General features: G+C 48.0%; 18 protein-coding genes. 3 read left to right on the top strand and 15 right to left on the bottom strand.

Features of this window, described 5'->3' with window-relative positions; genetic code table 11:
• Positions 1-20: 20 nt before the first annotated feature.
• The 14 genes from PRUTH_RS01850 to PRUTH_RS01785 all read right to left on the bottom strand — a co-directional run bounded on the left by PRUTH_RS01850 (position 21) and on the right by PRUTH_RS01785 (position 13,884).
• Positions 21-992 carry a flagellin N-terminal helical domain-containing protein gene (locus PRUTH_RS01850; protein WP_045978579.1) on the bottom strand — a complete coding sequence of 324 codons (972 nt, stop codon included), beginning with the start codon at positions 990-992 and terminating at the stop codon, positions 21-23.
• A gap of 279 nt (positions 993-1,271) precedes the next feature.
• Positions 1,272-2,519 carry a flagellar hook-associated protein FlgL gene (gene flgL / locus PRUTH_RS01845; protein ID WP_045978578.1) on the bottom strand — a complete coding sequence of 416 codons (1,248 nt, stop codon included), beginning with the start codon at positions 2,517-2,519 and terminating at the stop codon, positions 1,272-1,274.
• Between the two features lie 5 nt (positions 2,520-2,524).
• A complete protein-coding gene (gene flgK, locus PRUTH_RS01840) occupies positions 2,525-4,534 on the bottom strand; it encodes a flagellar hook-associated protein FlgK (protein ID WP_045978577.1) in 2,010 nt (669 codons plus the stop codon).
• 3 nt (positions 4,535-4,537) lie between these two features.
• Positions 4,538-5,473, bottom strand: coding sequence for a flagellar assembly peptidoglycan hydrolase FlgJ (gene flgJ / locus PRUTH_RS01835; RefSeq protein ID WP_151172387.1), 936 nt, complete (start codon positions 5,471-5,473; stop codon positions 4,538-4,540).
• Positions 5,474-5,623: 150 nt separating this feature from the next.
• Positions 5,624-6,715: a flagellar basal body P-ring protein FlgI gene (locus tag PRUTH_RS01830; protein WP_022944051.1), complete on the bottom strand. Its 1,092-nt coding sequence runs from the start codon at positions 6,713-6,715 to the stop codon at positions 5,624-5,626.
• A gap of 11 nt (positions 6,716-6,726) precedes the next feature.
• Positions 6,727-7,407 (bottom strand): flagellar basal body L-ring protein FlgH, encoded by a 681-nt coding sequence (gene flgH / locus PRUTH_RS01825; protein ID WP_151173683.1) that lies wholly within the window; start codon positions 7,405-7,407, stop codon positions 6,727-6,729.
• 14 nt (positions 7,408-7,421) lie between these two features.
• Positions 7,422-8,210 carry a flagellar basal-body rod protein FlgG gene (gene flgG / locus PRUTH_RS01820; protein WP_022944053.1) on the bottom strand — a complete coding sequence of 263 codons (789 nt, stop codon included), beginning with the start codon at positions 8,208-8,210 and terminating at the stop codon, positions 7,422-7,424.
• Between the two features lie 21 nt (positions 8,211-8,231).
• The gene (locus PRUTH_RS01815) at positions 8,232-8,975 is read right to left on the bottom strand and encodes a flagellar basal body rod protein FlgF (protein WP_022944054.1); all 744 of its coding nucleotides are present in this window, start codon (positions 8,973-8,975) and stop codon (positions 8,232-8,234) included.
• A gap of 129 nt (positions 8,976-9,104) precedes the next feature.
• A complete protein-coding gene (flgE, locus tag PRUTH_RS01810) occupies positions 9,105-10,430 on the bottom strand; it encodes a flagellar hook protein FlgE (RefSeq protein ID WP_022944055.1) in 1,326 nt (441 codons plus the stop codon).
• A gap of 39 nt (positions 10,431-10,469) precedes the next feature.
• Positions 10,470-11,147, bottom strand: coding sequence for a flagellar hook assembly protein FlgD (locus PRUTH_RS01805; RefSeq protein WP_022944056.1), 678 nt, complete (start codon positions 11,145-11,147; stop codon positions 10,470-10,472).
• A 14-nt stretch (positions 11,148-11,161) separates the two neighbouring features.
• Positions 11,162-11,584: a flagellar basal body rod protein FlgC gene (gene flgC / locus PRUTH_RS01800; RefSeq protein ID WP_045978575.1), complete on the bottom strand. Its 423-nt coding sequence runs from the start codon at positions 11,582-11,584 to the stop codon at positions 11,162-11,164.
• 2 nt (positions 11,585-11,586) lie between these two features.
• Entirely contained in the window at positions 11,587-11,997 is a 411-nt protein-coding gene (gene flgB / locus PRUTH_RS01795) for a flagellar basal body rod protein FlgB (protein ID WP_045978574.1), read from the bottom strand.
• 73 nt (positions 11,998-12,070) lie between these two features.
• Complete coding sequence (locus tag PRUTH_RS01790; RefSeq protein WP_026110988.1) at positions 12,071-12,904, bottom strand: CheR family methyltransferase; 834 nt, start codon at positions 12,902-12,904, stop codon at positions 12,071-12,073.
• A gap of 47 nt (positions 12,905-12,951) precedes the next feature.
• Entirely contained in the window at positions 12,952-13,884 is a 933-nt protein-coding gene (locus tag PRUTH_RS01785; protein ID WP_022944060.1) for a chemotaxis protein, read from the bottom strand.
• A gap of 167 nt (positions 13,885-14,051) precedes the next feature.
• On the opposite strand from PRUTH_RS01785, the gene flgA reads away from it, so the two are divergent.
• From flgA to flgN, 3 genes are all read left to right on the top strand, one after another.
• On the top strand, positions 14,052-14,768 hold the full coding sequence (gene flgA / locus PRUTH_RS01780; protein WP_170268871.1) for a flagellar basal body P-ring formation chaperone FlgA: 717 nt from the start codon (positions 14,052-14,054) through the stop codon (positions 14,766-14,768).
• 72 nt (positions 14,769-14,840) lie between these two features.
• Complete coding sequence (flgM, locus tag PRUTH_RS01775; RefSeq protein WP_022944062.1) at positions 14,841-15,167, top strand: flagellar biosynthesis anti-sigma factor FlgM; 327 nt, start codon at positions 14,841-14,843, stop codon at positions 15,165-15,167.
• Positions 15,160-15,588 carry a flagellar export chaperone FlgN gene (flgN, locus tag PRUTH_RS01770; RefSeq protein WP_022944063.1) on the top strand — a complete coding sequence of 143 codons (429 nt, stop codon included), beginning with the start codon at positions 15,160-15,162 and terminating at the stop codon, positions 15,586-15,588. The genes flgM and flgN overlap by 8 nt, the downstream gene beginning before the upstream one ends.
• 57 nt (positions 15,589-15,645) lie before the next feature.
• On the opposite strand, the gene PRUTH_RS01765 is transcribed toward flgN, so the two are convergent.
• Complete coding sequence (locus PRUTH_RS01765) at positions 15,646-21,948, bottom strand: retention module-containing protein (protein WP_151172385.1); 6,303 nt, start codon at positions 21,946-21,948, stop codon at positions 15,646-15,648.
• Positions 21,949-21,963: the final 15 nt, after the last annotated feature.

The following is a 21,963-nucleotide window of genomic DNA, read 5'->3' as shown; positions in this document are numbered from 1 at the left end:
AAGGGCGCTTTTCATTTTACTTATCCAAGAAGACTTAATGCTGCCTGTGGACGCTGGTTTGCCTGACTAAGAATGGTCTGGCTTGCCTGTTGCAAGATCTGGTTCTTAGTTAAGTTAGCGGTCTCTTGAGCAAAGTCTGCATCTTTAATACGTGACTTCGCTGCATTCAAGTTTTCAGAGATGTTAGCTTGGTTACGAATCGTTGATTGGAAACGGTTCTGTACTGCACCGAGCTCAGCTCGTTTCTTATCAACTACCGCAATCAACGAGTCCATACCTGCCATGACAACTTGTGCGTTAGCCTGGCTAGAAACACTAATGCCTGTTTCTGTGAAGTTAGCAGCGAAGGTTTCACCTGCGCCTGAAACACCTGTGGTTGCCTCGCTTAAACCCTCAAGGTTAGCTGACAACACTTCGCCAGTTACAGCTGAAGCGATCCCTGCGATACCCGATAATGTGAAACCACCATTTGCCGTTAGCGAGTTGGCTGCCGCCGTGCCGCCCACATTTTTCATACTGAAGCCAATGGTTTGTACCGCATCAGCACCTACTTGGAAGCTTGCCTCATACGTTCCGTCAAGAAGGTTTGTACCACCAAATGTGGTGTCTTCTGCAACACGGTTAACCTCACTCATTAATGCGCGAATCTCTTCTTGCAGTGCTAAACGGTCTTCATCAGTATTAGAGCCGTTTGCTGCTTGCTGAGCTAGGGTACGAACGCGCTGAAACATGCTCGTTACTTCGTCCATCGCCCCTTCAGCAGTTTGTGCTAATGAGATACCATCATTGGCGTTACGGTTACCTTGGTTCAGGCCCATGATTTGTGAACCTAAACGGTTACTAATTTGTAGACCTGCCGCATCGTCAGCCGCGCTGTTGATACGAAAACCTGATGATAAACGCTTGAACGAGGTATCTAACTCGTTACCTGAATTCATTAACTGACGCTGGGCGTTCAGTGAACTTACGTTAGTATTTACATAAAGTGCCATGTCATTTCTCCCACAGTAAACTTTGAATTTACTCTCAAACTGTCAATTACTAAGCGAAAGCTTGTTTTTTGACGTTTTGCTAAGTTACTTAGGTTATCGGGCGAGCACTTTTTTCCTTTAGTATTTTTTTATACTTTTTTTCAACACTATGAATTTAAATATAAAAATTAATAACTTTACTTATAAGTTGGTAACTTTAAGGCAGGAGAAGAGCGAATAGTAATAGGAACAAAAAATAAAAAAGGGCCTTGCGGCCCCAACCACAAATAGTAATCTCAACTAACCGATATAGTCGAATAAGGATAAGTTCGACAAGCGGTTAAAAGTGGCCTGCGAAGCCTGCAGTGCAGTCTCATGACGAGTTAACTCGGTCACCGCTTCAGCCATATCCACTTCAACAAGATCAGCTTTTGCTTCTTTGTTATTAATATCAACATCGGCGTTGGAAAACTCAATACGTTCAGCCGTATTAAGGCGTCCGCCTAAACCTGCTTGGGTAAGTGATACCTGGTTTTGTGCACTACTTAACTGCACCAAACCGTCGGCCAAAACTTGTTGGTAATCCTCAATACCTAATCCAGGTGTGGTGATCCCATTAATCAAATCTTCAAGGGTATTAAGCACGTTGTCTCGCCCCGGCGGGGCCAAATCGAAGGTCGCCTGTCCAGGTGCTGCGCCTTGAATATCAATTTCCATACCGGCAAACTTAATCGGCTCGCCGGGAGTGTAGGTCCCAGTAACTGCAGGCGTTAATGGCGCCCCATCTTGCAGTATTTGATAGCTATCAGGAGGACCGGCCGTGATATCTACCGTCATCGTATTGGCGGTTGCGCCAGCGGCTGGGTCTGAGTTGTAATTTTGTTTATGAAATTGGTCAAAAGCGTTTTGTTCGTTCACATACACTGTTGCCGAAGTCACACCGCCGCCGGGCGTTGCTGTATTGCTGTCAACATTTAAACGCGTGGGTACTTTTTCAAAAACATCGAAACCGTTGTCTGATGATTTAATACTCACCCCTTCGGCAACCGTGACTTTATGTTGGCCTTGGTCGCCACCATACTCGTAACGCCCACTTGCACTATTAAACTGGTAACTCTGGTTGTTATCTTGATAGCCAGAAAAGATAAACTTACCGTCTTCAGACTTGGCATTCATCAAATCAAGCAAGTTAGCCTGGATGGCTTTTAACTCTTCCGCTAAACCTTTACGGTCTTGCTCTGTTAATGCACCATTACCGGCCTGTACAGTAAGCGTATTAGCGCGTTGAATAGAGTCTTTAATGTTTTTAAGGACACTGTCTTCTGTCTCTAAACGGCTGTTGAGCAAATTAAGGTTCTTGGTGTATTGCTCGTTACTAGCAATAGCATCACCATATAGCATGGCTCGCGTTGTTGCAGATGGATCATCAGATGCAGTTAACACGCGCTTTTGCGTATTGATCTGCTCTTGTGCTTTGGCAACCTTAACCTGGTTTTCTAAAATACTGGTTAAGCCTTTTTGATAAATTTGATTATTGGATAAACGCATATTACTTACCTCGCGGAGCTAAGCAGGCTATCAAACACCGTTTGTGCTGTAGAGAGCACACGCGCTGATGCCGCATAACTTTGTTGAAAGCGCAGTAAATTAGCCGCTTCCTCATCTAAATTGACACCTGACATCGACTCATACCATGCGTTCGATTGCTCCTCCAACGCAGAGAAAGCCGCATGACTGGTTTGTGCTTGGCTAGTTACAATCCCTATATCAGTCACTATACCTGCGAATGCCTGGTTGAATGTTTTGAGATTATCGGCGCTGCCGCTGCTCAGCACATTTTCTCGCACTAACTCTTCGCTTTGTAGCCCAGCGAGTGCCAGGCCATTACGGTTATCGTCAAACCCCCCAGTATTAAACTCGAGGCTAAACGTATCACCTGCAGCCGGGTTGCCTTCAATATTAAAGTCAAAGCCATAGTTAGCGTACGGTGCTCCTGCTTGAGCGAGCATATTTTCAGCAGGCGGTGTAATGGTAAAAGTCGTTGTACCATTGCCATCGGTAATCGTGTACTCGTTAGGATTACCTGTTTTTTGCAAGCTGATTGGCCCGTTCGTCAAGCTTGGCGGCGGGCCCACTGTGATGCCCGTTGAGTTGGCAATATCAGTCACCGAACCGGGAGAAATTGCCGCTTCACTGACGTTATTTAACGCTGTTTCGGTGCGAATTGGCGACGCTAATGCCAGCTTTTCTGGCCGCGTGGTCGCCAACCCAACATTACTGGCTGCAAAGGCATTTAACTTGATATCAAAGCTATCTCCCGCCGCTGGCGCACCAGTCACATCAATATCTAAGCCATAAGACTCACCACTTGTCACTGTGGTTGAGTCTATCACTCCAGCCGTTACGTTGGCCGTCGACGGCGTACCGATAGGCTCACCTTTATTGTTAAGGGGCACTATCTCTACGGTTGTTGGCGAGGTAAAGGTAACACGGAAATCCGTTGCCGGAATCTCTTTGCCCATCCCCTGCTCTAAACCAGCCTGCAAATTACCCGACCCCGCATTAGCGGCAAATGGTAAGCCGTTGACGGTGGGCAAAGTGAACAGATCACCCCCTATTTCACCGTTAGCGTCCATCCCCAAGCGATTTTGCTGATTGAAGGCATCGGCCAATGATAAGCCCATTTGCCCCAGCTGATTTTGCGCCGGTATGAGTACCTCGTCTCGGTAAGCCAGCAGGCCACCAATCTCGCCTTTTAAGCTGTTGGTATCAACCTCTAAGCTATTGGCTTGTCCGGAGGTCACATCAAGGCGAAGTTCCTTAAGGTTCGGATCTGGATCGCCATTTAACGAGAACAAGTTAAAGCTACCATTTTCCATAACCAAAGCTTCACCTGTGGACATGAACACCAATTTTTCACCATGAGGTCCATCGAGTGTTTCTAGGTTCATTAGCTCTGAAAGATCTTTAATCGCTTTATCGCGCTCGTTATAGACCGAGCTGGCATCAGCTTGATCTTTCTTGCCATGAACAGCCGTAATTTGGTTGTTCAGCTCACTAATTTTCTCAATTAAGCCATTGGCTTCATCAGCAAGGATCCCAAGCTGATCATTCACTACACTCTTTTGTTGCGACACAATCCCTGACAACCTATCCATTTGATTAACAAAGTTTTCCGCATTAGTGAAGAACAACGAGCGGGTAACATTGTTAGAGGGCTGATTCAGCGCCTCTTGCAAATTATTAAACATGCCATTGATTTGCGTAGACAGGCTATTTGACTCCTCGGAAAACTGACTATCAATACGCTGTGCTTCCTCCATAAAGCGCTCAAAGAAGGAGCGATTAGAAGTGTCTCTGTTGAGTTGCTGTTGTGCAAACTCATTGAGCAGACGATAGGTTTGCCCACGGCCAACCTGATTGTCAAAGGTGGTGCCATGCTCTGTACGCTCGCGCACATAGCCTTCGGTATTAATGTTGGCAATATTTTTACTGGTAGTATTAAGCAGCTCGGTATTGGCACGAATGCCTGAACTGGCAATGTTTAGTAGGTTAAATGACATGATCTACTCTCCTTGCCTTAGCAGATCACCGGCTAGGGCGCGTAATTCGCTTTGCCCTAACACACGTTTAATTTTCTCTGCATACTGTGGATCGGTGGCGTAGCCAGCTTGTTGTATAGCGTCGATAAACTGATGAGGCTTATCGGCCACATCCAAAGCCTGCTGGTAACGGGGATTAGTTTTCAAAAATGAGACAAAATCATCGAAACTTTGCTTAATAGAGTCATACACTCGGAACGGTTCTTTGCGCTGAACCGCAACTCCTCCTTCATACTCTAATGTTGGTTTTACAGTCGCTTCCCCCTGCCAGTCACGATGCGCTTTGATATTAAATAAATTGTTCGAACTTTCACCGCTCGCAGTTTTAATAATGTGCTTGCCCCAACCTGTTTCCAATGCTGCTTGAGCAACCATAACACCGGGGTGCACACCGATTTTACCGGCCGCTTCACGGGCAACGTCCCACACCCCTTCGACAAACTCTTTGGCATTGGCGAAATCGGCTTTGTGAGCGATAGGAGATGCCTCAGAGTGTTGTTCTTGGGTTTTCACTTGCGCGTTGCTTAACCGCGCATCACGCAAAGCTGACGCAGGCATATAGCTGTCTTTTTGTGGCGATAACTGTTGCACAATCAAATCGGCCAAGCCCAATGAGCCATTCGCCGATAACTCACTGGAGAGCTGCTGATCATGCATGTCTTGGAAGTATTTAACGCTGCTGGCATTAAAAGGACTGTCTTCATCTTCGAAGGCTTCATTGGCTTTGCGCATGCTTTTGAGCAGCATTTGCGTAAAGATAGACTCAAACTGCTGCGCTGCTTGCTTTAAGGCCGCGCGCTCGCCGTCGCTGCCGGCAGGCTGTTTTAACGCATCTTGACGAAGCTTATCTAAGCTATTGAGATCGAAGACGCTTTGCGTTTGCAGTTGATTAGCATCCATAAGACTGACAAAGTTATGACTAGATGCAAAAACTAAAGCAAAAAACGTACCACTGACTTTATAGTTCTGATTAACAAGAACTTAGGTGGCTATAAAAACAGCAAACCCCAAGGCTTTGGGCACTTGGGGTTTGCTGTTGCAGTATCAGATTTAAATGACCACCAACTGACCATTAATAGCACCAGCCTCTTTTAACGCCTCAAGAATGGCCATTAAATCTCCCGGTGCGGCGCCCACTTCATTAATCGCGCGCACAAGGTCGTCTAAACTCACCCCGGGGTCAAAAACAAAGGCACGCGAGTCGTCTTCACGCACATCGATAATACTTTGATTGGTCACCACCGTCTCACCCTCGGCCAATGCATTAGGCTGCGACACTTCTGCATTTTCGGCGATGGTCACCGTGAGCCCGCCATGAGTAATAGCCGCTGGCTGCAACTTGACATTTTTGCCAATCACTATGGTACCGGTGCGGGAGTTGACAATGATTTTCGCAGCATTATCGGCGGGAGTGAATTCAAGGTTTTCCAGCGTCGATAAATAAGCAACTCGTTGCGAAACATCACGTGGGGCAGTTACGCGCACTGACGCGGCGTCCATTGCCATTGCGGTATTCGGCCCGACGAGATTATTAATGGTATCGGACAAGCGCTTCGCGGTAGTAAAGTCAGGGCGATTAAGATTAAAGGTAATGTAATCCCCTTGGGTAAAGGGACTCGGAATCGCGCGCTCGACAATGCCGCCATTAGGAATTCGACCCACAGTTGGCGTATTGACCACCACACGTGAGCCATCAAGCCCTTGCGCGCCTAATCCACTAACAACTAAGCTACCTTGAGCAATAGCATAAATATTACCATCGACACCTTTTAAAAAGGTTTGCAATAAGGTACCACCGCGTAGGCTCTCGGCACTGCCTACTGAAGATACAGTGACATCCATACTCTGGCCGGGTTTGATAAACGCCGGCATATCCGCATGAACGGCAACCGCTGCAACATTATTAATCTTAGGCTTAAGGTTGGCCGGCAAAGTAATGCCAAAGTTATTCAACATCGCTTTAAAGCTTTGTTCGGTAAAGCGGCTCTTCTCTCCCGTGCCAGGCAGACCCACAACCAGACCATAACCCACTAATTGGTTACTACGTACGCCCTCAACCATGGCCACATCTTTGACACGCTCGGCAAAACTTTGCCAGCTAGTCAACGCCATGCAGAACACGATAAGGTTTAACCATTTCATGACTGGACTCCTTAGAATGGGAACAAAGTGCTCATAAAGAACCGTGATAGCCAACCGGCACTTTGCGTTTCTTGCAGCTCGCCTTTGCCAGAATATTGAATACGCGCATTCGCGATACGGCTACTTTCTACGGTGTTTTCGGAGCTCACGTCAGCTGGGCGAACAATGCCTTCTAAGCGAATAAACTCCTGCCCGGTATTAAGCGTTAACCACTTTTCGCCACGAATCACCAAATTACCATTGGGCAGCACGCGCATCACGTTCACGGAAATATTGCCTGACAAACTGTTGGATTGATTAGATTTAGCGTCGCCGGTGAACGAAGCATCTGAGTTCACACCCATTTGAATGCTATCTCCACCGATATTGACCGGATCGCCGCCTAAACCAATAACCGGCTCTAAACCCAGCTCGGTCTCCCTGTCAGTTTCCGTTTTTGCCGTTTTTGATGCTTGCGTTGACTCACGCAGTACCACAGTAATGATATCTCCAGTACGCAACGCTTTCTTATCGGCATACAAATCGTTCGCCAATACGGGATTGAAAAGGCCGCCACTTTGGGTCATGTTTTGTGTTGCTTCCTGCGGATACATCGGCGCATAGTAAGGGTCGTTTTCGACAACATGGGAGTTTTGTGTAGAAACACACCCTGTAGCAAGTACAAAAGTAATTGATAGTGCAATTGGCCTAATCATAATGCCCTCACTTATAGCTGCTGATTAATATAGCTGAGCATCTGGTCTACAGATGAAATCACTTTAGAGTTCATCTCATAAACACGCTGTGTCTCAATTAAGTTGACCAGCTCTTCGGTCACATTGACGTTCGAAGTTTCCAATGCTCCTTGAACAATAATACCCAAGCCGTCTACTCCCGGGTTACCTTGCACCGGAGCGCCGCTGACAGCGGTTTCGGTGTAAAGGTTTTGGCCCATAGGTTCAAGCCCTGATGGATTAATAAAGTCACTGATCACCAACTGACCAATCACTACATTGTCCGCCTGCCCGGCTACGCGCACCGACACTTCGCCGTCTTGCGACACAGTAATAGACTGCGCGTCATCGGGCACGTTCATCTCTGGTTGCACCGGAAAACCAGCACCACTGGTGACGATACGACCGTCTTCGTCGGTCGTGAATTGACCATTACGGCTGTAAGCAATATTGCCATCAGGGAGCAACACCTCAAAAAAGCCTTGTCCTTGAACCATCCAGTCGAGGGAATTCTCCGTGCTTAGCATATTGCCCTGGGAGAAATTCTTCTGGTTAGCAACCACCTTGGCACCGGCGCCAAGCATCAACCCCGAAGGCATCTCTGTATCTTGTGAAGAGCGCCCGCCAGGTTGATTGATATTTTGATACAACAAATCTTCAAACACGGCGCGGCTTTTCTTGTAACCGACCGTACTGGCATTAGCCAAGTTGTTGGAAATAACCGAAATATCGGTCTGTTGGGCGTCAAGCCCGGTTTTACTGATCCACAATGCTGGGTTCATAGTAGTGACTCCTCGCTAATGTTACATAATCCGTAGCAATGACTCAGCACGCTGGTCATTCTCTTCGGCGGTTTTCATTAGCTTGACTTGTAATTCAAACTGACGTTGATGGCTGATCATATCCACCATTTCATGCACAGGATTGACATTCGACATCTCGAGAGCCCCTGACATGATTGAGACATTTTCAGAAACATCAAGTTGTTGGCCATTTACAGGCCGAAACAGACCGTCGTTGCCCTTTTCCACCTGATGCCCTGTGGCCTCAACGATTTGCAATCTGTCCACTTCTTCAAGAAAGTTGGCCGGTGCGCCTTGAGGGCGAACTTGAATGGTGCCGTCTTTACTGAAACTTATTTTCTCAATCGGAACAGGCAGGATAACAGGCCCCCCTTCGCCAACAACTTGACGGCCATCTCTATCGAGTAGCATCCCCTCTTGGGTCATTTTCAATGAACCGGCTTTGGTATAAGCCTCGTTACCGGCATCATCTAATACCGTCAGCCAACCGTGCTCACTCATAGCAATGTCTAAGTCGCGACCGGTTTCAGAAATACCGCCGGCTGTGGTGTTGGTCCCTGCCCGTTCTTGTAGAGCAAAAACGCGTGTCGGCAACCCTTCACCAAAGGCCTGCATCGAGCGTGCCTGAGCGATATCGGCTTTAAAGCCTGTGGTGTTAGCGTTGGCAAGGTTGTTACTTTTAACCCCCATCCCCAGTAGGCTTTGCTTAGCTCCTGAGGTGGCAATGTACAGCATCTTGTCCATTGGCTTGCTCCTTAAAATCGTCGTTATATTGACTAAAGCAAGATTGATACCAAGAAAAAGGAGTTATTTAAAAGGAGAGACTAGAGGGATGAAAAAAGGCCACCAAAAGGTGGCCTAGTAGGATATTTCTTATCGGATCTGCAGGATATTCTGTTGCAGCGTTGAGTTCACCTCTAACGCCCGAGAGTTAGCCTGGAAGTTTCGTTGTGCACTGATTAAATCAACTAACTCATTAGTAAGGTTGGTATTCGATTGCTCCAACGCTTCGGAATTAATCGTGCCCAAGGTCCCGGTTCCTGGCTCACCGGCGATGGGCTCACCAGAGTCTAAGCTTTCTTTCCAACTGGTATTACCTACCTGCTGCAAGCCCTGAGAGTTAGGGAAACGAACCATCGCTACCTGACCTAAGAAGGTAGAGTCGCCATTACTATATGAGGCAACTAACTTACCATCACTACCGATTTCAATATTAGATAAGCGGCCCACGGTCGAACCATCTTGTTCCAACGCCTTCACCTCGAAGCGGCTAGAGAATTGAGTTGGGAGCTTGTTACCCGTCGCAGCTTCATCACGCCAGTTTAAGTTAATATCATTAAACTGGGCCCCGTTGGTCAAAATACCACTGGCGCTAAGGTTAGCACCCGATAGCGTCATTGGGTTAAACGTCGCGCCGGTGTTGGGCGTACCATCAGTTTGTAATGGTAAACCTGCTGCATCAAAAGTAAACTGGGTGATGGGGCCTGCACCTGCGTTACCCGCGTTATCAACTTCAGTGCCATCGACGGTGGCGCGCACATCCCATTCGTTAGAGGCCGTTTTTACAAAGAAAAACTGCAGCACGTGGGGCTCACCCAGAGAGTCGTAGACCGTTGTTGATGTTGACGAATTATAGGTGGCTGAGTCATTTGGGTTAAATGGCGTTACCGTTGGGACGGTGGCACCCGCATCCAAGTTAAATGAACTGTAGACATTATCTGTCGCATTTGGAGAGCCTGATGAATCAGGTATTTGAATCGGGTTGGCCGTACTCAAGCTCACCGAAGTGGTATCACCGGTTACCGGATCCGTTGGGAAACCTTGCAGTAAGTTACCTTTAGCATCGACTACGAAGTTATCATCATTAAGCTTGAACGCCCCAGCACGCGTATAGGTAAAATCTTGCGAAGCTAAATCGTCAGCCATAGCAAAATAACCTTCACCGGTAATCGCTAAATCCAGTGCATTTGACGTGAACTTTAAAGAACCTTGGTGAAACTGCTGGGCGACCATGGTGGTTTGCACACCATCACCGTTCTTCGTTTTACCGCCACTGAATACTGATGCCGCATACACATCAGCAAACTCTGCGCGGGATTCTTTAAAACCTGTGGTATTGACGTTCGCAATGTTGTTTGCGGTCACATCTAAGTCTTTTTGGGCTGCCGCCAACCCTGTTAAAGCGATATTGAAACTCATGTTTCACCTCTTCGTAATAACTGCCCGCAGGCAAATGCTTTACACTGAAATCTCAGCCACCTCAGCGAGCTTCACTGCGCCCTCTTTGGTGTTCACGATGATCCCATTCGCGCCGTTGATATTAACGCTTTCAATATTTTTGAATGTCGCCATAGGTAAAGAGCTGTATTCACCATTGATGCTGCCCTCTGCCACAATGTCGTACTCACCAGGAGGAAACGGATTGCCGTCTTTGTCGAGACCGTCCCATTCAAAGCGAATTGCACCAGCAGGTTGCGAGCCTAAATCAACCACCTCAACCACCTGACCTTTATCGTCTTTGATAGTGAGGCTTAAATTATCAACAGGCTCTTTAGCAAGAACAGTCCCTTTACTCACTTCACCGCTATACAACTCGATAGTTTCAGACTCCAACAATGCCTTTTTCCCGACTAGTGTTGACGCCTGCAGCGCCGAGTTAGATGTCATTGACGCAGCCAAAGAGTTGAAATTCTCATTGAGCTTTGAGATCCCCTCAGCCATGGTGAAATTAGTCATCTGCGCAATCATCTGGTCATTATCCGCAGGTTTGCTCGGATCCTGATAGGACAACTGCTGAGTCAGCAGGCTGAAAAAATCTTCCTGGGTGAGCTCATCACTCTTTTCTTCCGGCGCCTTATTTTGGTTATCCCAATACAGGGAGCCTAGACCCGTTGCTGATTGCACATTATTGTTCATGCTCTATCCTCGCTTTAACCCTTACCAAGCTGCAACGTTCTCGTTAGCATTTGCTTAGCAGAGTCGGCTATTTGCACATTCGTTTGATAGGAGCGTGACGCCGAAATCATATTGGCCATTTCTTCAACCACATTGACATTGGGTTTATAGATATAGCCGTTCTCATCCGCCATCGGGTGACCTGGGTTGTATTCAATTTGCAACGGTTTGTCACTCTCGACTACACCCAGCACTTTCACTCCCACAGACTCACCTTGCTGTTTGCCTACCGCTTGCTGCAGCTGAGCAGCGAAAACAGGTTGGCGAGCGCGATATGTCTGCTCCACTGAGGAGCTAACCGAGTTTGCGTTTGCTAAGTTGCTGGCCGTGGTATTTAAGCGCACGTTTTGCGCACTCATGGCCGAACCAGAAACATCAAAAACATTAAATAAACTCATGATTATGCTCCTTGACCACCTAGGGCTTTCTTAAGACCGGAAATCTTGCCGTTCATAAAGCGTAAGCTGGCCTGATACTCTATAGCGTTCTGTGTATACAAGTTCCGTTCCACCTGTACATCAACAGAGTTACCATCGCCTGTATCTGGTTGATTTGGAACACGAAATTTTGCTTCACCCATACTCATTTGGGTACTTGCTTGGAGGTGTTCCGGATGGGTCCGAGCTAAGCTATTGCCGCTTAACTGCCGATTGTTTGCCGCTTTTAACGCGCTGGCAAAATCAATGTCTTTCGCTTTATAGCCAGGGGTGTCTGCATTGGCAATATTCGACGCCAATAGCTCAGCCCTTTGCGAGCGAACGAGCATTGCTTGGGGATGAATACCAAATGCTTTATCAAAACTGATAGCCATAGCCTCTCCAAATTTTTGACTCTCTTAGAGGGGCTACAGCAATTTTTAGACCATAGATTGTAAGGCTATGTATTTAGGACTTTTTTTGGTAGATGATACCGGGATTACAACGGATCATATCGAACTCGGTACTCAAGCCTGTCATTGATTCACTCGCTCCTAAAAACAAATATCCCTTAGGGTTAAGCGCTTGCGCGAATTGACCAATGATCTTGGCTTTTACTTCCGGAGAAAAATAAATAAGGACGTTGCGACAAAAGATAATGTCAAACTTACCCAGCAACGCATATGAATCCAATAAATTCAAATGGCGAAAGCTCACCATACGTTTTACATTGTCATTAACTTTAGCCATACCGTTGCCACTATCGCTAAAAAACTTTTTGCGTCTTTCAGCACTGAGCCCCCGAGCCAATGCCAATGAGTCATACTCAGCATTTTTACAAATATCGAGCATGGTATTAGAGATATCAGTACCGATTATTTGCGCTCCCGAGGACAGTTGACCTGGGCGAGACTGTTGATATTCGGCCACTGACATCGCTATTGAGTAGGGCTCTTGCCCGGAAGAACTGGCCGCCGACCAAATTTTTACCGGCCGACGTAAATCTTTGCACTCAGGTAAGAGCTTTGTCTTCAATAATTCAAACGGATAAGAGTCGCGAAACCACAATGTTTCATTGGTGGTCATGGCATCAACAACAGCGGCACGAAGTTGCCGCTCATGCGGACTCAACGTTTTGCTAACCAGCTGCGACAAAGATTCAACGCTAAAGCGAGCCATCAGCGGAGCCAAGCGACTTTTAACTAAGTAAAGTTTGTTATCACCCAGCACAATGCCACACTGCTGTTCTAAAAATGCACGAAACTGGTTGTATTCACCGAGCTCTAAATGCTTATTTTCCAAATTACTCTCACCTAACTCACTTGAAGCGGTTACAAGACAAGGCGGCATTAATCACAATGCACCCACTTTTTAACTGCTGTAGCCAGTTCGTCGGGGTTAAATTTGGCAATAAAGTCATCCGCCCCAACTTTTTCTATCATCGCATGGTTAAATACGCCACTTAAAGAGGTGTGCAGTATCACATGCAATGGTGCCAGCTTCGGATCCGCTTTGACCTCTGCTGTTAAGGTATAGCCGTCCATCTCTGGCATTTCCACATCCGATATCAGTAACGCCACTCGCTCAGTGATATCATCTTTGCAGTCAAGCTTCGCTATTTCTTTTAATCGCAGCAGGGCCTCTTTACCATTTTTCGCCAGCTCAGTTTGCACCCCGAGAGGCTCCAGCGCCCGTTTTACTTGATTACGCGCCACGGCAGAGTCATCGGCAATAAACACAATACGCTCACCGAGATCTTTCTGCATCTCGCCATCTGAGGCAATGCCCTCACTGACCTCGGTATTAACAGGGCTGATCTCTGCAAGAATTTTTTCAACATCCAAGATTTCTACGAGCTCGTCATCAATCTCAGTCACTGCGGTAAGGTATGAATAACGCCCCGCACCTGACGGCGGTGGCATAATCTTTTCCCAGTTCATATTGACGATACGCTCAACGCCACCCACCAAAAACCCCTGCACAGAGCGGTTATATTCGGCGATAATAATAAAGCAATTTTCAATATCAGTGATGGCCGGACCGCCTACAGCCATAGACAAATCGATGATAGAAATGGTTTGTCCACGAATATGCGCTACCCCACGAATATAAGAATTCGTTTTCGGCATATTTGTTAGTGGTGGACACTGAAGGACTTCTCTAACTTTAAAAACGTTGATCCCGAACCGCTGGCGTCCTTTTAGTTTAAACAGCAATAATTCAAGGCGGTTTTGACCCACAAGTTGGGTTCGTTGATTGACAGAATCTAAAATGCCAGCCATCGGATTCTCCTAGCATTAATTTACAACTTCGCACACTCGCGCCAAATAGGAACGCATTTTGCTTCTTAGCTTCATACGTTAGTATAACTACGCTAGAACGCCCAGTTTTTGACGCTTCGTAGTTATACCCTGTTTTACCCAATAAGCATAGTCGAAACATGGTGAGTATGTTCAAAAAAATTCAACTTTTCCAAAGCTTATGGTTAATAGCCGGTGTATTAATAAGCTCAACGGCTGAGGCAAACAACGGCCAACAACAGCGCTATGATCGCCACGCTTTGCAAACGCTTGCTGAGCAATACATCACAGAGCAAGCGCAGATTCAGCCCGATCAAGAGCTGCAAGTGCAAGCGATGGACTTAGATGCGCGCATAGGTCCCAGAGAGTGTGCAGTAACACCGCAAGCCTCTACGGCTAGCGCTCCGCCATTTAATCGGCAGGTAACAGTAAAACTTAAGTGTTCAAGTCCTGCTCTTTGGAGTCAGTATGTCCATGTACGCATCATTAAGCTCTCTACTATCGTGGTCGCCAATGATCACATTGCCCGTGGGCAAATTATTAGTGCTGATGATTTAACTACGGAGCAGCGTCCGCAACATTTTGTTCGCGCTCGCTACATAGAGCAGCCAGAAGTTATTGTCGGCAGCCGCAGTAAACGCAGTATTCGCAGAGGGTTGCCAATTAGTATGAATCAGTTGTGTATGGTGTGTAAGGGCGATAATGTGAGCATAATTGCCCGCTTTAACGGACTCACTATAAAAACATCTGGAGAAGCGCTAGAAGATGGCGGTGTCGGTGATAATATTCGCGTGCGTAATGTAAAGTCTGGCCGGCTGATCAATGCCAAAGTAACAGCAGTGGAAACCGTGGCGGTTAATATTTAAATTTTATGCTAAAGTATTGGCTAGAATGGCCGATAAACAGTGCAAAGGTCAATATAGCTTAGGTAATTAGTGATGGTGAATCAAGTCAACAAAGGCCAGCAAGGCTCGGTGTACAACACACCACAAAATAAAGTGGAGCAACAAAAGCTCAACCAAACGCAAACACAAGGTAATGAGGCAAATGCAAAAGCCAGTACCAAGGCTGCAGCAGACTCAGTAAGCCTTACGCCACAAGCAAAGCAAATGAAGTCTTTGCAAGAAAAAGCAGAGCGCTCATCAGGGTTCGATCAACAAAAGGTTGACGAATTAAAGCAAGCTATCAGTGAAGGCAAATATCAAGTAGATAGCGAAAAGCTTGCTAAAAACATCGCTGCGTTTGAGTTCGATTTGTATGGCTGATTCGGCACTTAGTGTGGCTCTCGGCCAACAGCTCTCAAGTTTACAAGACTTGCTACAACTACTTGAAGATGAGTTGAGCGCTATTGCCGGGCGCAGTGGTGATGAACTGAAGGAATTAACGCCTAAAAAAGAACAGGCGCTTGTTCAAATTCAGCAACAAGACCAGCATATTGCTCAGCTATTAAAAGCGCAAGAGCAAGAGGTATTAGCGCCGCACCAAGAGATGATAGAGCATGCACAGACTTTATTGCTAAAGTGCAAACAGCAAAATCAAGTGAATGCTCAGGCTGCTCACAACGCTCAGCTCACTGTCAAACAACTCAAAGATATTCTTATCGGCGCACCAAGTTCATTAACCTATGCTGCCGACGGCGGGATTGACCGCAGCGAAAATAAAATCGTAAAGAATTTAAAAGCCTGAACCTACTAAGCTAAATATTGATTTGAAAAAGGGAGCCTAAGCTCCCTTTTTTACCTCTTACAGTTCGCCTTTGCCCGAGCTATCCAGCATTGCTTTGATCACTTCATCATCGCCAACAGTGGCATATTGCGAGGCTCCTCCAAAGCCATGCTCCTCACTTGTTATTGTTTGCTCTGAGGCTAAATCATCAAATTGAGCTAATACCTCTTCTGCCTCATCGGGATTATCCAAAATAGACTCAGCGCCTAACAAGCCCGATTCACTGATAGTTTGCTCGGCATTGACTGTGATTTCTTTTACTTGGTTAAACTCGGTAAACTGCTCACCATTTAAGCTCAAGCTTACAGTCTCATAATCCAGAGTTTCAACACTGGCATAATGGCTTTGCTCACCTGATTCGAAGGCCAAATCATCTTCGCTTGCCACACTGGCCTCCAACGTCTGATCCGCAGCAGCATTGTCATAAATTGAGCCGCGCTCCACTTCTTGATTGTCAGTGTCTTTTACGAGGTAGTTGCCGGCATCATCAATAGTCACGAAGTAATAATCTTCACCGCTAAGTAAATCAACATCTAATAAAGATAGAGTGTACTGCCAGTTGCCATCACCGTCAGTCGTCGTGCTGGGGTACGTGCTTAACACATCAAGGTCGATGCCAGCTAGCCCTACACCTAGCAGGCTAGAGCCAATAATGTAGATCTCTGTACCTGCAGGTGCTGTGCCTTCCGCTGACGGTAGCACTAAACCCAAAATGCCGGGGTCAAAATCAGTGACTTCAAAGCTAATGGGAGTTGTATCTATGATACCGCTATCCACAGCACTACCGGTATTTCCCGCTTGGTCGGTAACACGTGCGGTCACCGTATATTGACCATCGACCAGTACTGCACTGGCGCTAATAGACCAATCACCGTTGTTATCTGTGTTGGTGGTCACCGTGTGGATAGTGCCCGCATCATCCACAAATTGCACACTCACCTGAGCATTCGCTTCATTTGAGGAGCCACTGACTTGCGGGGTGTTGTCATTAGTTAGTGCCACGCTGCTTGCATCAATGCTTACGGTCGGTGCAATGGTATCTATGGTGCCAGTGTCGCTTGCACTGCTGCTATTGCCAGCAGCATCAGAAACACTGACGGTTACGGTGTAGTCTCCTTCAGCCAGGCTGGGGGCAGGCACCGACCAATTACCACTGCCGTCTACCGTCGCACTGAGTGTGTAAGTATCACCGTTGTTATCCAGCACACTAATACTCACTTCCCTGCCTATTTCACTCGATGTACCGCTCAGCAGCGGTGTGGCATCGTTCCCTAACCCTAATGGGTCAAGGGTGACACTCACTCCTTGAGTATCAATACTTCCGGTGTTAGACACTGTGGTGGTATTGCCCGCATCATCCATTATCGTTGCACTCACGGAGAAGGTGCCGTCAGATAACGCTGAAGGCGTCACAGCCCAGGTGCCATCGGCTGCGACAACGGTAGAAATATTCTGGCTATCACCATTGCCGTCAGTGACTGTGACAGAGACAGTGGCACCTATTTCATCACTGGTCCCTGAGATAAGCGGGGTATTGTCATTGCCATTTGCTGGCACGTTCACGCTTAGGCTAGGGGCGGTGGTATCCACCTCACCGGTTGCGCTCACTTCGGTTAGATTGCCAACGTCATCACGTACTGCCGCTGCTACAGTAAAACCACCTTCAGCCAGCGCCGTAGGCACAGCCACAGACCAGTTGCCATTTGAGGTAGACGCTTGCAGGGTTTGCTGGTCACCGAACGCATCGGTCACTATCACCTCTACCACGGTGCCATCAGCCACATCCGTTGTGCCGCTGATAACTGGCGTGCTGTCATTAGTTAAGCCAAGGGTATCAATGCTAAGGACAGGCGGTTCATTATCAAAATCGAGTGTACTGATGGTGGTCGAATTACCAGCGGCATCAGAGGCTGACGCAGTCACATAGGCTAATGTCAGAAGCGGCACCGTCAAATTAACTAAAGTCCAATTGCCATCCGCATCGGTGATCGCTGTGTACGTTGCACCAATCCCTCCTCCGACGAGGTGCTCTGTGATGGTGACCTCACTGCCTGCGGGCAAATCCGAAGTACCAGACAAGGAAACAAGATTACCTAACAGAAACGATGGCACTATGGTCAACTCAGGGCCAATGGTATCAATTACAGCACTCTGAGAATCAGTACCCGTATTGCCTGCATCATCAACAATGGTCGCGGCCACGGTATAAGTACCATCGGCTAACGCTGAAGGAGCGGATACCTGCCAATTCCCATTGGCATCAGTGGTAGTGATTACGCTTTGACTGTTCCCCTGAGAATCAGTAAAGATAAGTGTTAATTGGCTGTTCGCCTCGCTTGAGCCCCCAGAAATAAGGGGCGTGTTGTCGTTAGTGAGCTCGAGTGGGTCAATCTCAACACTTGGAGCAAGAGTATCGATAACCCCTGTCTCAGAATCCGTTGAGGTGTTGCCAGCTCCATCGTCAACGCTGGCTGTGATAGTAAACTCTCCTTCTGCCAGCGCTGCACCAACGTTTGCGCTCCATGTACCGTCTGCGCCGACTGCGGCGCTCAAGTTCTGAACATTGCCAAGGGCATCAACCACGACTATTGACACCACGGCTCCAGGCGCAGCGCCCGCTGATATACCAGAAATAACAGGAGTGGCATCGCTTATCACTCCTACGGGATCAATCGTGATCCCTGGACCGGCAGTATCAACAGTACCGGATTCATTGTCGGTGCCCTCGTTTCCTGCGGCATCAGTAATGCTGGCGGTAATATCAAAATCCCCCTCAGCAAGTGCAGTGGGCACCTCTGCTGTCCAACTGCCATCACCGGCTAACAGTGCCGTAAAACTCTGACTATCTCCGCTGGCATCAACTACGGTAATTGATACAACGTCCCCCTCATTGCCTTCAGCACTGCCGCTAATTACAGGGGTTTCATCATTCACACTGCCAACGGGCGAAATTGTCACAGAGGGTGCTGTAATATCCACTTCACCTTGGACTTGATCATTCGCTTGGTTACCGGCATTGTCACTGACTTCGGCGGTGATAGTGTATTGCCCTTCAGCTAAGGGCGCGGCGAGCGAAGCACTCCAAGTGCCATCATCTTGCACCGTCGCCTGAACCGTCTGGGTATTACCACTGGCATCGACCACGGTAATAGCCACCGTTGCTCCAACCTCAGAACTACTGCCAGTAATGATTGGAGTCGTGTCATTGCCTATACCCGGGTTGTCGATGGTCAAATCCGGTGCGCTGGCATCAATACTGCCCTGCGCTGACGCTTGGGTGTTATTCCCTGCTTCATCAGTCACTGATGCAAGTACAGTATAATCCCCTTCAGCTAACGGCTGGGAGGCTTCTACCTGCCAGCGACCATCGCTTTGCACCACTGCTGTTAACGTTTGCGTCGTACCATCGCTATCGGTGACCTCGATAACCACGCTTGCGCCCACTTGCGAACTAACACCGGAAATAATAGGCGTGGTATCACTTTGCGCTCCAAGCGGGTCAATACTGAGCGTCGGAGCCGTAACATCTATTTGCCCTTGGGCATTTGCCTGCGCTTCATTTCCTTGGGCATCAGTAACACTCGCTGAAACGGTAAAAACCCCCTCAGCAAGCGCCTGCGGGACAGACACTTGCCAACTACCATCTGCCGCCACCACCGCTGTTACGGTTTGTATCTGCCCATTTGCATCGGTGAGAGTCAAATTTACTGCGGCACCTATTGCACTGCTAGAACCTGAAATCGTTGGTGTTACATCATTGGTAGATGATAGCGGGTCGATGCTCAAATCGGGAGCATTGGTATCAATTGTTCCACTTGCCGTTGCTGATGTGCTGTTTCCAGCTTCATCGCTCACACTGGCCTCAACTTGGTATCCCCCTTCAGCAAGCTCTGTCGGCACCTCTACTTGCCAACTTCCGTCGCTTTGCACCACAGCAGTGAATGACTGAGTTGTACCATTCGCATCAACCACTTCGACCGCTATCGTTGCTCCTATCTCATCACTTGTTCCGGAAATCACTGGAGTAGGATCGTTCGTGACTCCAAGTGGATTAAGAGTCAGACTTGGCGCCGTAGTATCCACCTCACCTTGAGCAGTATCACTGGCACTGTTACCGGATGCATCAACCACACTCGCCTGCACTTGGTAAATTCCTTCACCTAGCGGTTGTTGAGTTTGCACCTGCCAGCTACCATCTTGCTGCACTGTCGCTTCTAATGTTTGTCGATTGCCCTCGGCTCCTGTGATAACAACAATAACTGTAGCGCCTATTTCACTACTGGTACCAGTTATGTCAGGGGTTGTATCATTGGTAATCGCAGGGGAGTCTATCGTTATCTCAGGCGCACTGACATCTATAACTCCTTGCTCGGTATCACTGGCGTTATTGCCTGCCGCATCAGTGACACTTGCCTGTACCTCAAACTCTCCCTCAGCCAGCGCCTGTGGCACCTCCACCTGCCAGCTACCATCTGCCTGGACGACAGCCGTTAAACTTTGCGCAACCCCCGCCGCATCTGTAACCAATATATTGACTGTGGCGCCGATTTCATCACTACTACCTGAAATTAACGGTGTACTGTCACCAGTTGAGATCAATGGCTCAATATCTAAACTTGGAGCAGTGGTATCTATATTGCCTTGCTCGGTATCGCTGGCGCTATTACCTGCGGCATCAGTGATATTAGCCTGTACCTCAAACTCTCCCTCAGCCAGCGCCTGTGGCACCTCCACCTGCCAACTACCATCTGCCTGGACGACAGCCGTTAAACTTTGCGCAACTCCCGCCGCATCAGTAACCAATATGTTGACGGTAGCGCCGATTTCATCACTGCTGCCACTGATTATTGGGGTGTTATCACTTATAGTTGCTAAAGAGTCAATGACTATACTGGGTGCTTGGCTGTCCAATAAACCAGACTCTGAGTCACTGGCCTCTAAGCCACCCGCCGCTACAGATGCGGTCACTGAGAACTCGCCTTCGGCCAATGGCTGAGCCACATCAATTTGCCACTGACCGGCAACAGCTGTCGTGGTTATACTCTGCCCATTTCCCAAAGCGTCAACGACAGTGATAGTGATCACACTGCCATCAGGGGCATCCGTGCTGCCCGCTAGACTCGGCGTGCTGTCGTTTGTGGTGCCAATCGCAGCGATATCAATAGTTAAACTCTCTAGGTCAGTGTCACCATTAAAGCTGCCCTGTGCCTGCACCTGGCCAATATTCCCTGCTTCATCAGTGCTGCTAGCAACAACACTGAACTCCCCTTGCACCAACGGTTGTGTCACTTGCACTTGCCAAGTGCCGTCTTCCCCCACAGTAGCGACCAGTGTTTGGGTAGCACCTGCTGCATCTGTAATGAGTACATTGACTGCTGCTCCAGCCTCTAAATCACTGCTCCCCGAAATAGCTGGCGTCGGGTCATCTTCATCTATAGGTGTAGCGATAACAATAACGGGGGCTGTGGTGTCCAGCTCCCCTGATGTTGTTCCCACCACAGTGTTTCCCTGAGGATCGGTGGCCGTAACAGTCACTTCGAACGCTCCGTCTGCTACCTCATCAGAGAATACCACTTGCCACTGACCGCCATCATCAATAACCACTGTCTGCTCAATCGAAACACCATTAGCCGTGATCAATGTCACAGTCGCAGTTTGCCCTGCCATATTTGTACTGGTGCCACTGACTTGAATGTCTGGGTTATTAGTTAAACCTATCGGCGTCACCGTAATAACTCCGCTCTCACCACTCGCTGCTTCACCCTCTGGCAACACCCCATCGCCGGTATTCTCAACCGTTATCGCACCTTGATTCTGAGCACTAAAATCGTCATTTAAGGTCAGTTGCTGACCTGATAGCGTTTCGCTGATACGTGTGAGCTGTACAAAAGAGGTCCCCCCTCCACCAGCGGCGCCTCCACCCGCACCAGCAGCGGTTGCTTCTAAGGCATCGAGAATGTCACCGTCACCTTGCAGTGCATCCAAAAAAGAGGAAATACTGGGGTCTTCGTTAGTGGCAGAAGGTGAGGTCGGCTGTGCATCAAGGCCATTGAGTGCCTCGGCAACACTTTGCTGGGCGACCTGATGCTCATCTAGGCTCAAACCAAATTCAGCTAGCGTGTCTGCCCCTAGCGATACATGCTGATTGGCAGGAATTTCAAAGTCGCTGTGAGTGCCTGAGAGTGTCACTGAGCTTTGTGCTTGGGTCATTATGCGCGCGCCTTGGACGATACTATCGCCAACGCTAACAAGCTTTACCTCACCATTGGGCAAACGTACAAATACTTCCCCTACTACCTCTTTTACAATTAACTGATCCATGGCGGTTTCCTCACT

The sequence above is a fragment of the Pseudoalteromonas ruthenica genome, assembly GCF_008808095.1.
GTDB classification, from domain to species: Bacteria; Pseudomonadota; Gammaproteobacteria; order Enterobacterales; family Alteromonadaceae; genus Pseudoalteromonas; species Pseudoalteromonas ruthenica.
Note: the sequence above shows the minus strand (reverse complement) of the source record. Positions and strands in the feature narration are given on the sequence as shown.

What these genes read in the sequence shown, in the direction of transcription:
- PRUTH_RS01850 (WP_045978579.1), bottom strand. Translation starts at nt 992, where the DNA reads ATGGCACTTTATGTAAATACTAACGTAAGTTCACTGAACGCCCAGCGT.
- flgL (WP_045978578.1), bottom strand. Translation starts at nt 2,519, where the DNA reads ATGCGTTTATCCAATAATCAAATTTATCAAAAAGGCTTAACCAGTATT.
- flgK (WP_045978577.1), bottom strand. Translation starts at nt 4,534, where the DNA reads ATGTCATTTAACCTACTAAACATTGCCAGTTCAGGCATTCGTGCCAAT.
- flgJ (WP_151172387.1), bottom strand. Translation starts at nt 5,473, where the DNA reads ATGGATGCTAATCAACTGCAAACGCAAAGCGTCTTCGATCTCAATAGC.
- PRUTH_RS01830 (WP_022944051.1), bottom strand. Translation starts at nt 6,715, where the DNA reads ATGAAATGGTTAAACCTTATCGTGTTCTGCATGGCGTTGACTAGCTGG.
- flgG (WP_022944053.1), bottom strand. Translation starts at nt 8,210, where the DNA reads ATGAACCCAGCATTGTGGATCAGTAAAACCGGGCTTGACGCCCAACAG.
- PRUTH_RS01815 (WP_022944054.1), bottom strand. Translation starts at nt 8,975, where the DNA reads ATGGACAAGATGCTGTACATTGCCACCTCAGGAGCTAAGCAAAGCCTA.
- flgE (WP_022944055.1), bottom strand. Translation starts at nt 10,430, where the DNA reads ATGAGTTTCAATATCGCTTTAACAGGGTTGGCGGCAGCCCAAAAAGAC.
- PRUTH_RS01805 (WP_022944056.1), bottom strand. Translation starts at nt 11,147, where the DNA reads ATGAACAATAATGTGCAATCAGCAACGGGTCTAGGCTCCCTGTATTGG.
- flgC (WP_045978575.1), bottom strand. Translation starts at nt 11,584, where the DNA reads ATGAGTTTATTTAATGTTTTTGATGTTTCTGGTTCGGCCATGAGTGCG.
- flgB (WP_045978574.1), bottom strand. Translation starts at nt 11,997, where the DNA reads ATGGCTATCAGTTTTGATAAAGCATTTGGTATTCATCCCCAAGCAATG.
- PRUTH_RS01785 (WP_022944060.1), bottom strand. Translation starts at nt 13,884, where the DNA reads ATGGCTGGCATTTTAGATTCTGTCAATCAACGAACCCAACTTGTGGGT.
- flgA (WP_170268871.1), top strand. Translation starts at nt 14,052, where the DNA reads ATGTTCAAAAAAATTCAACTTTTCCAAAGCTTATGGTTAATAGCCGGT.
- flgM (WP_022944062.1), top strand. Translation starts at nt 14,841, where the DNA reads ATGGTGAATCAAGTCAACAAAGGCCAGCAAGGCTCGGTGTACAACACA.
- flgN (WP_022944063.1), top strand. Translation starts at nt 15,160, where the DNA reads ATGGCTGATTCGGCACTTAGTGTGGCTCTCGGCCAACAGCTCTCAAGT.
- PRUTH_RS01765 (WP_151172385.1), bottom strand. Translation starts at nt 21,948, where the DNA reads ATGGATCAGTTAATTGTAAAAGAGGTAGTAGGGGAAGTATTTGTACGT.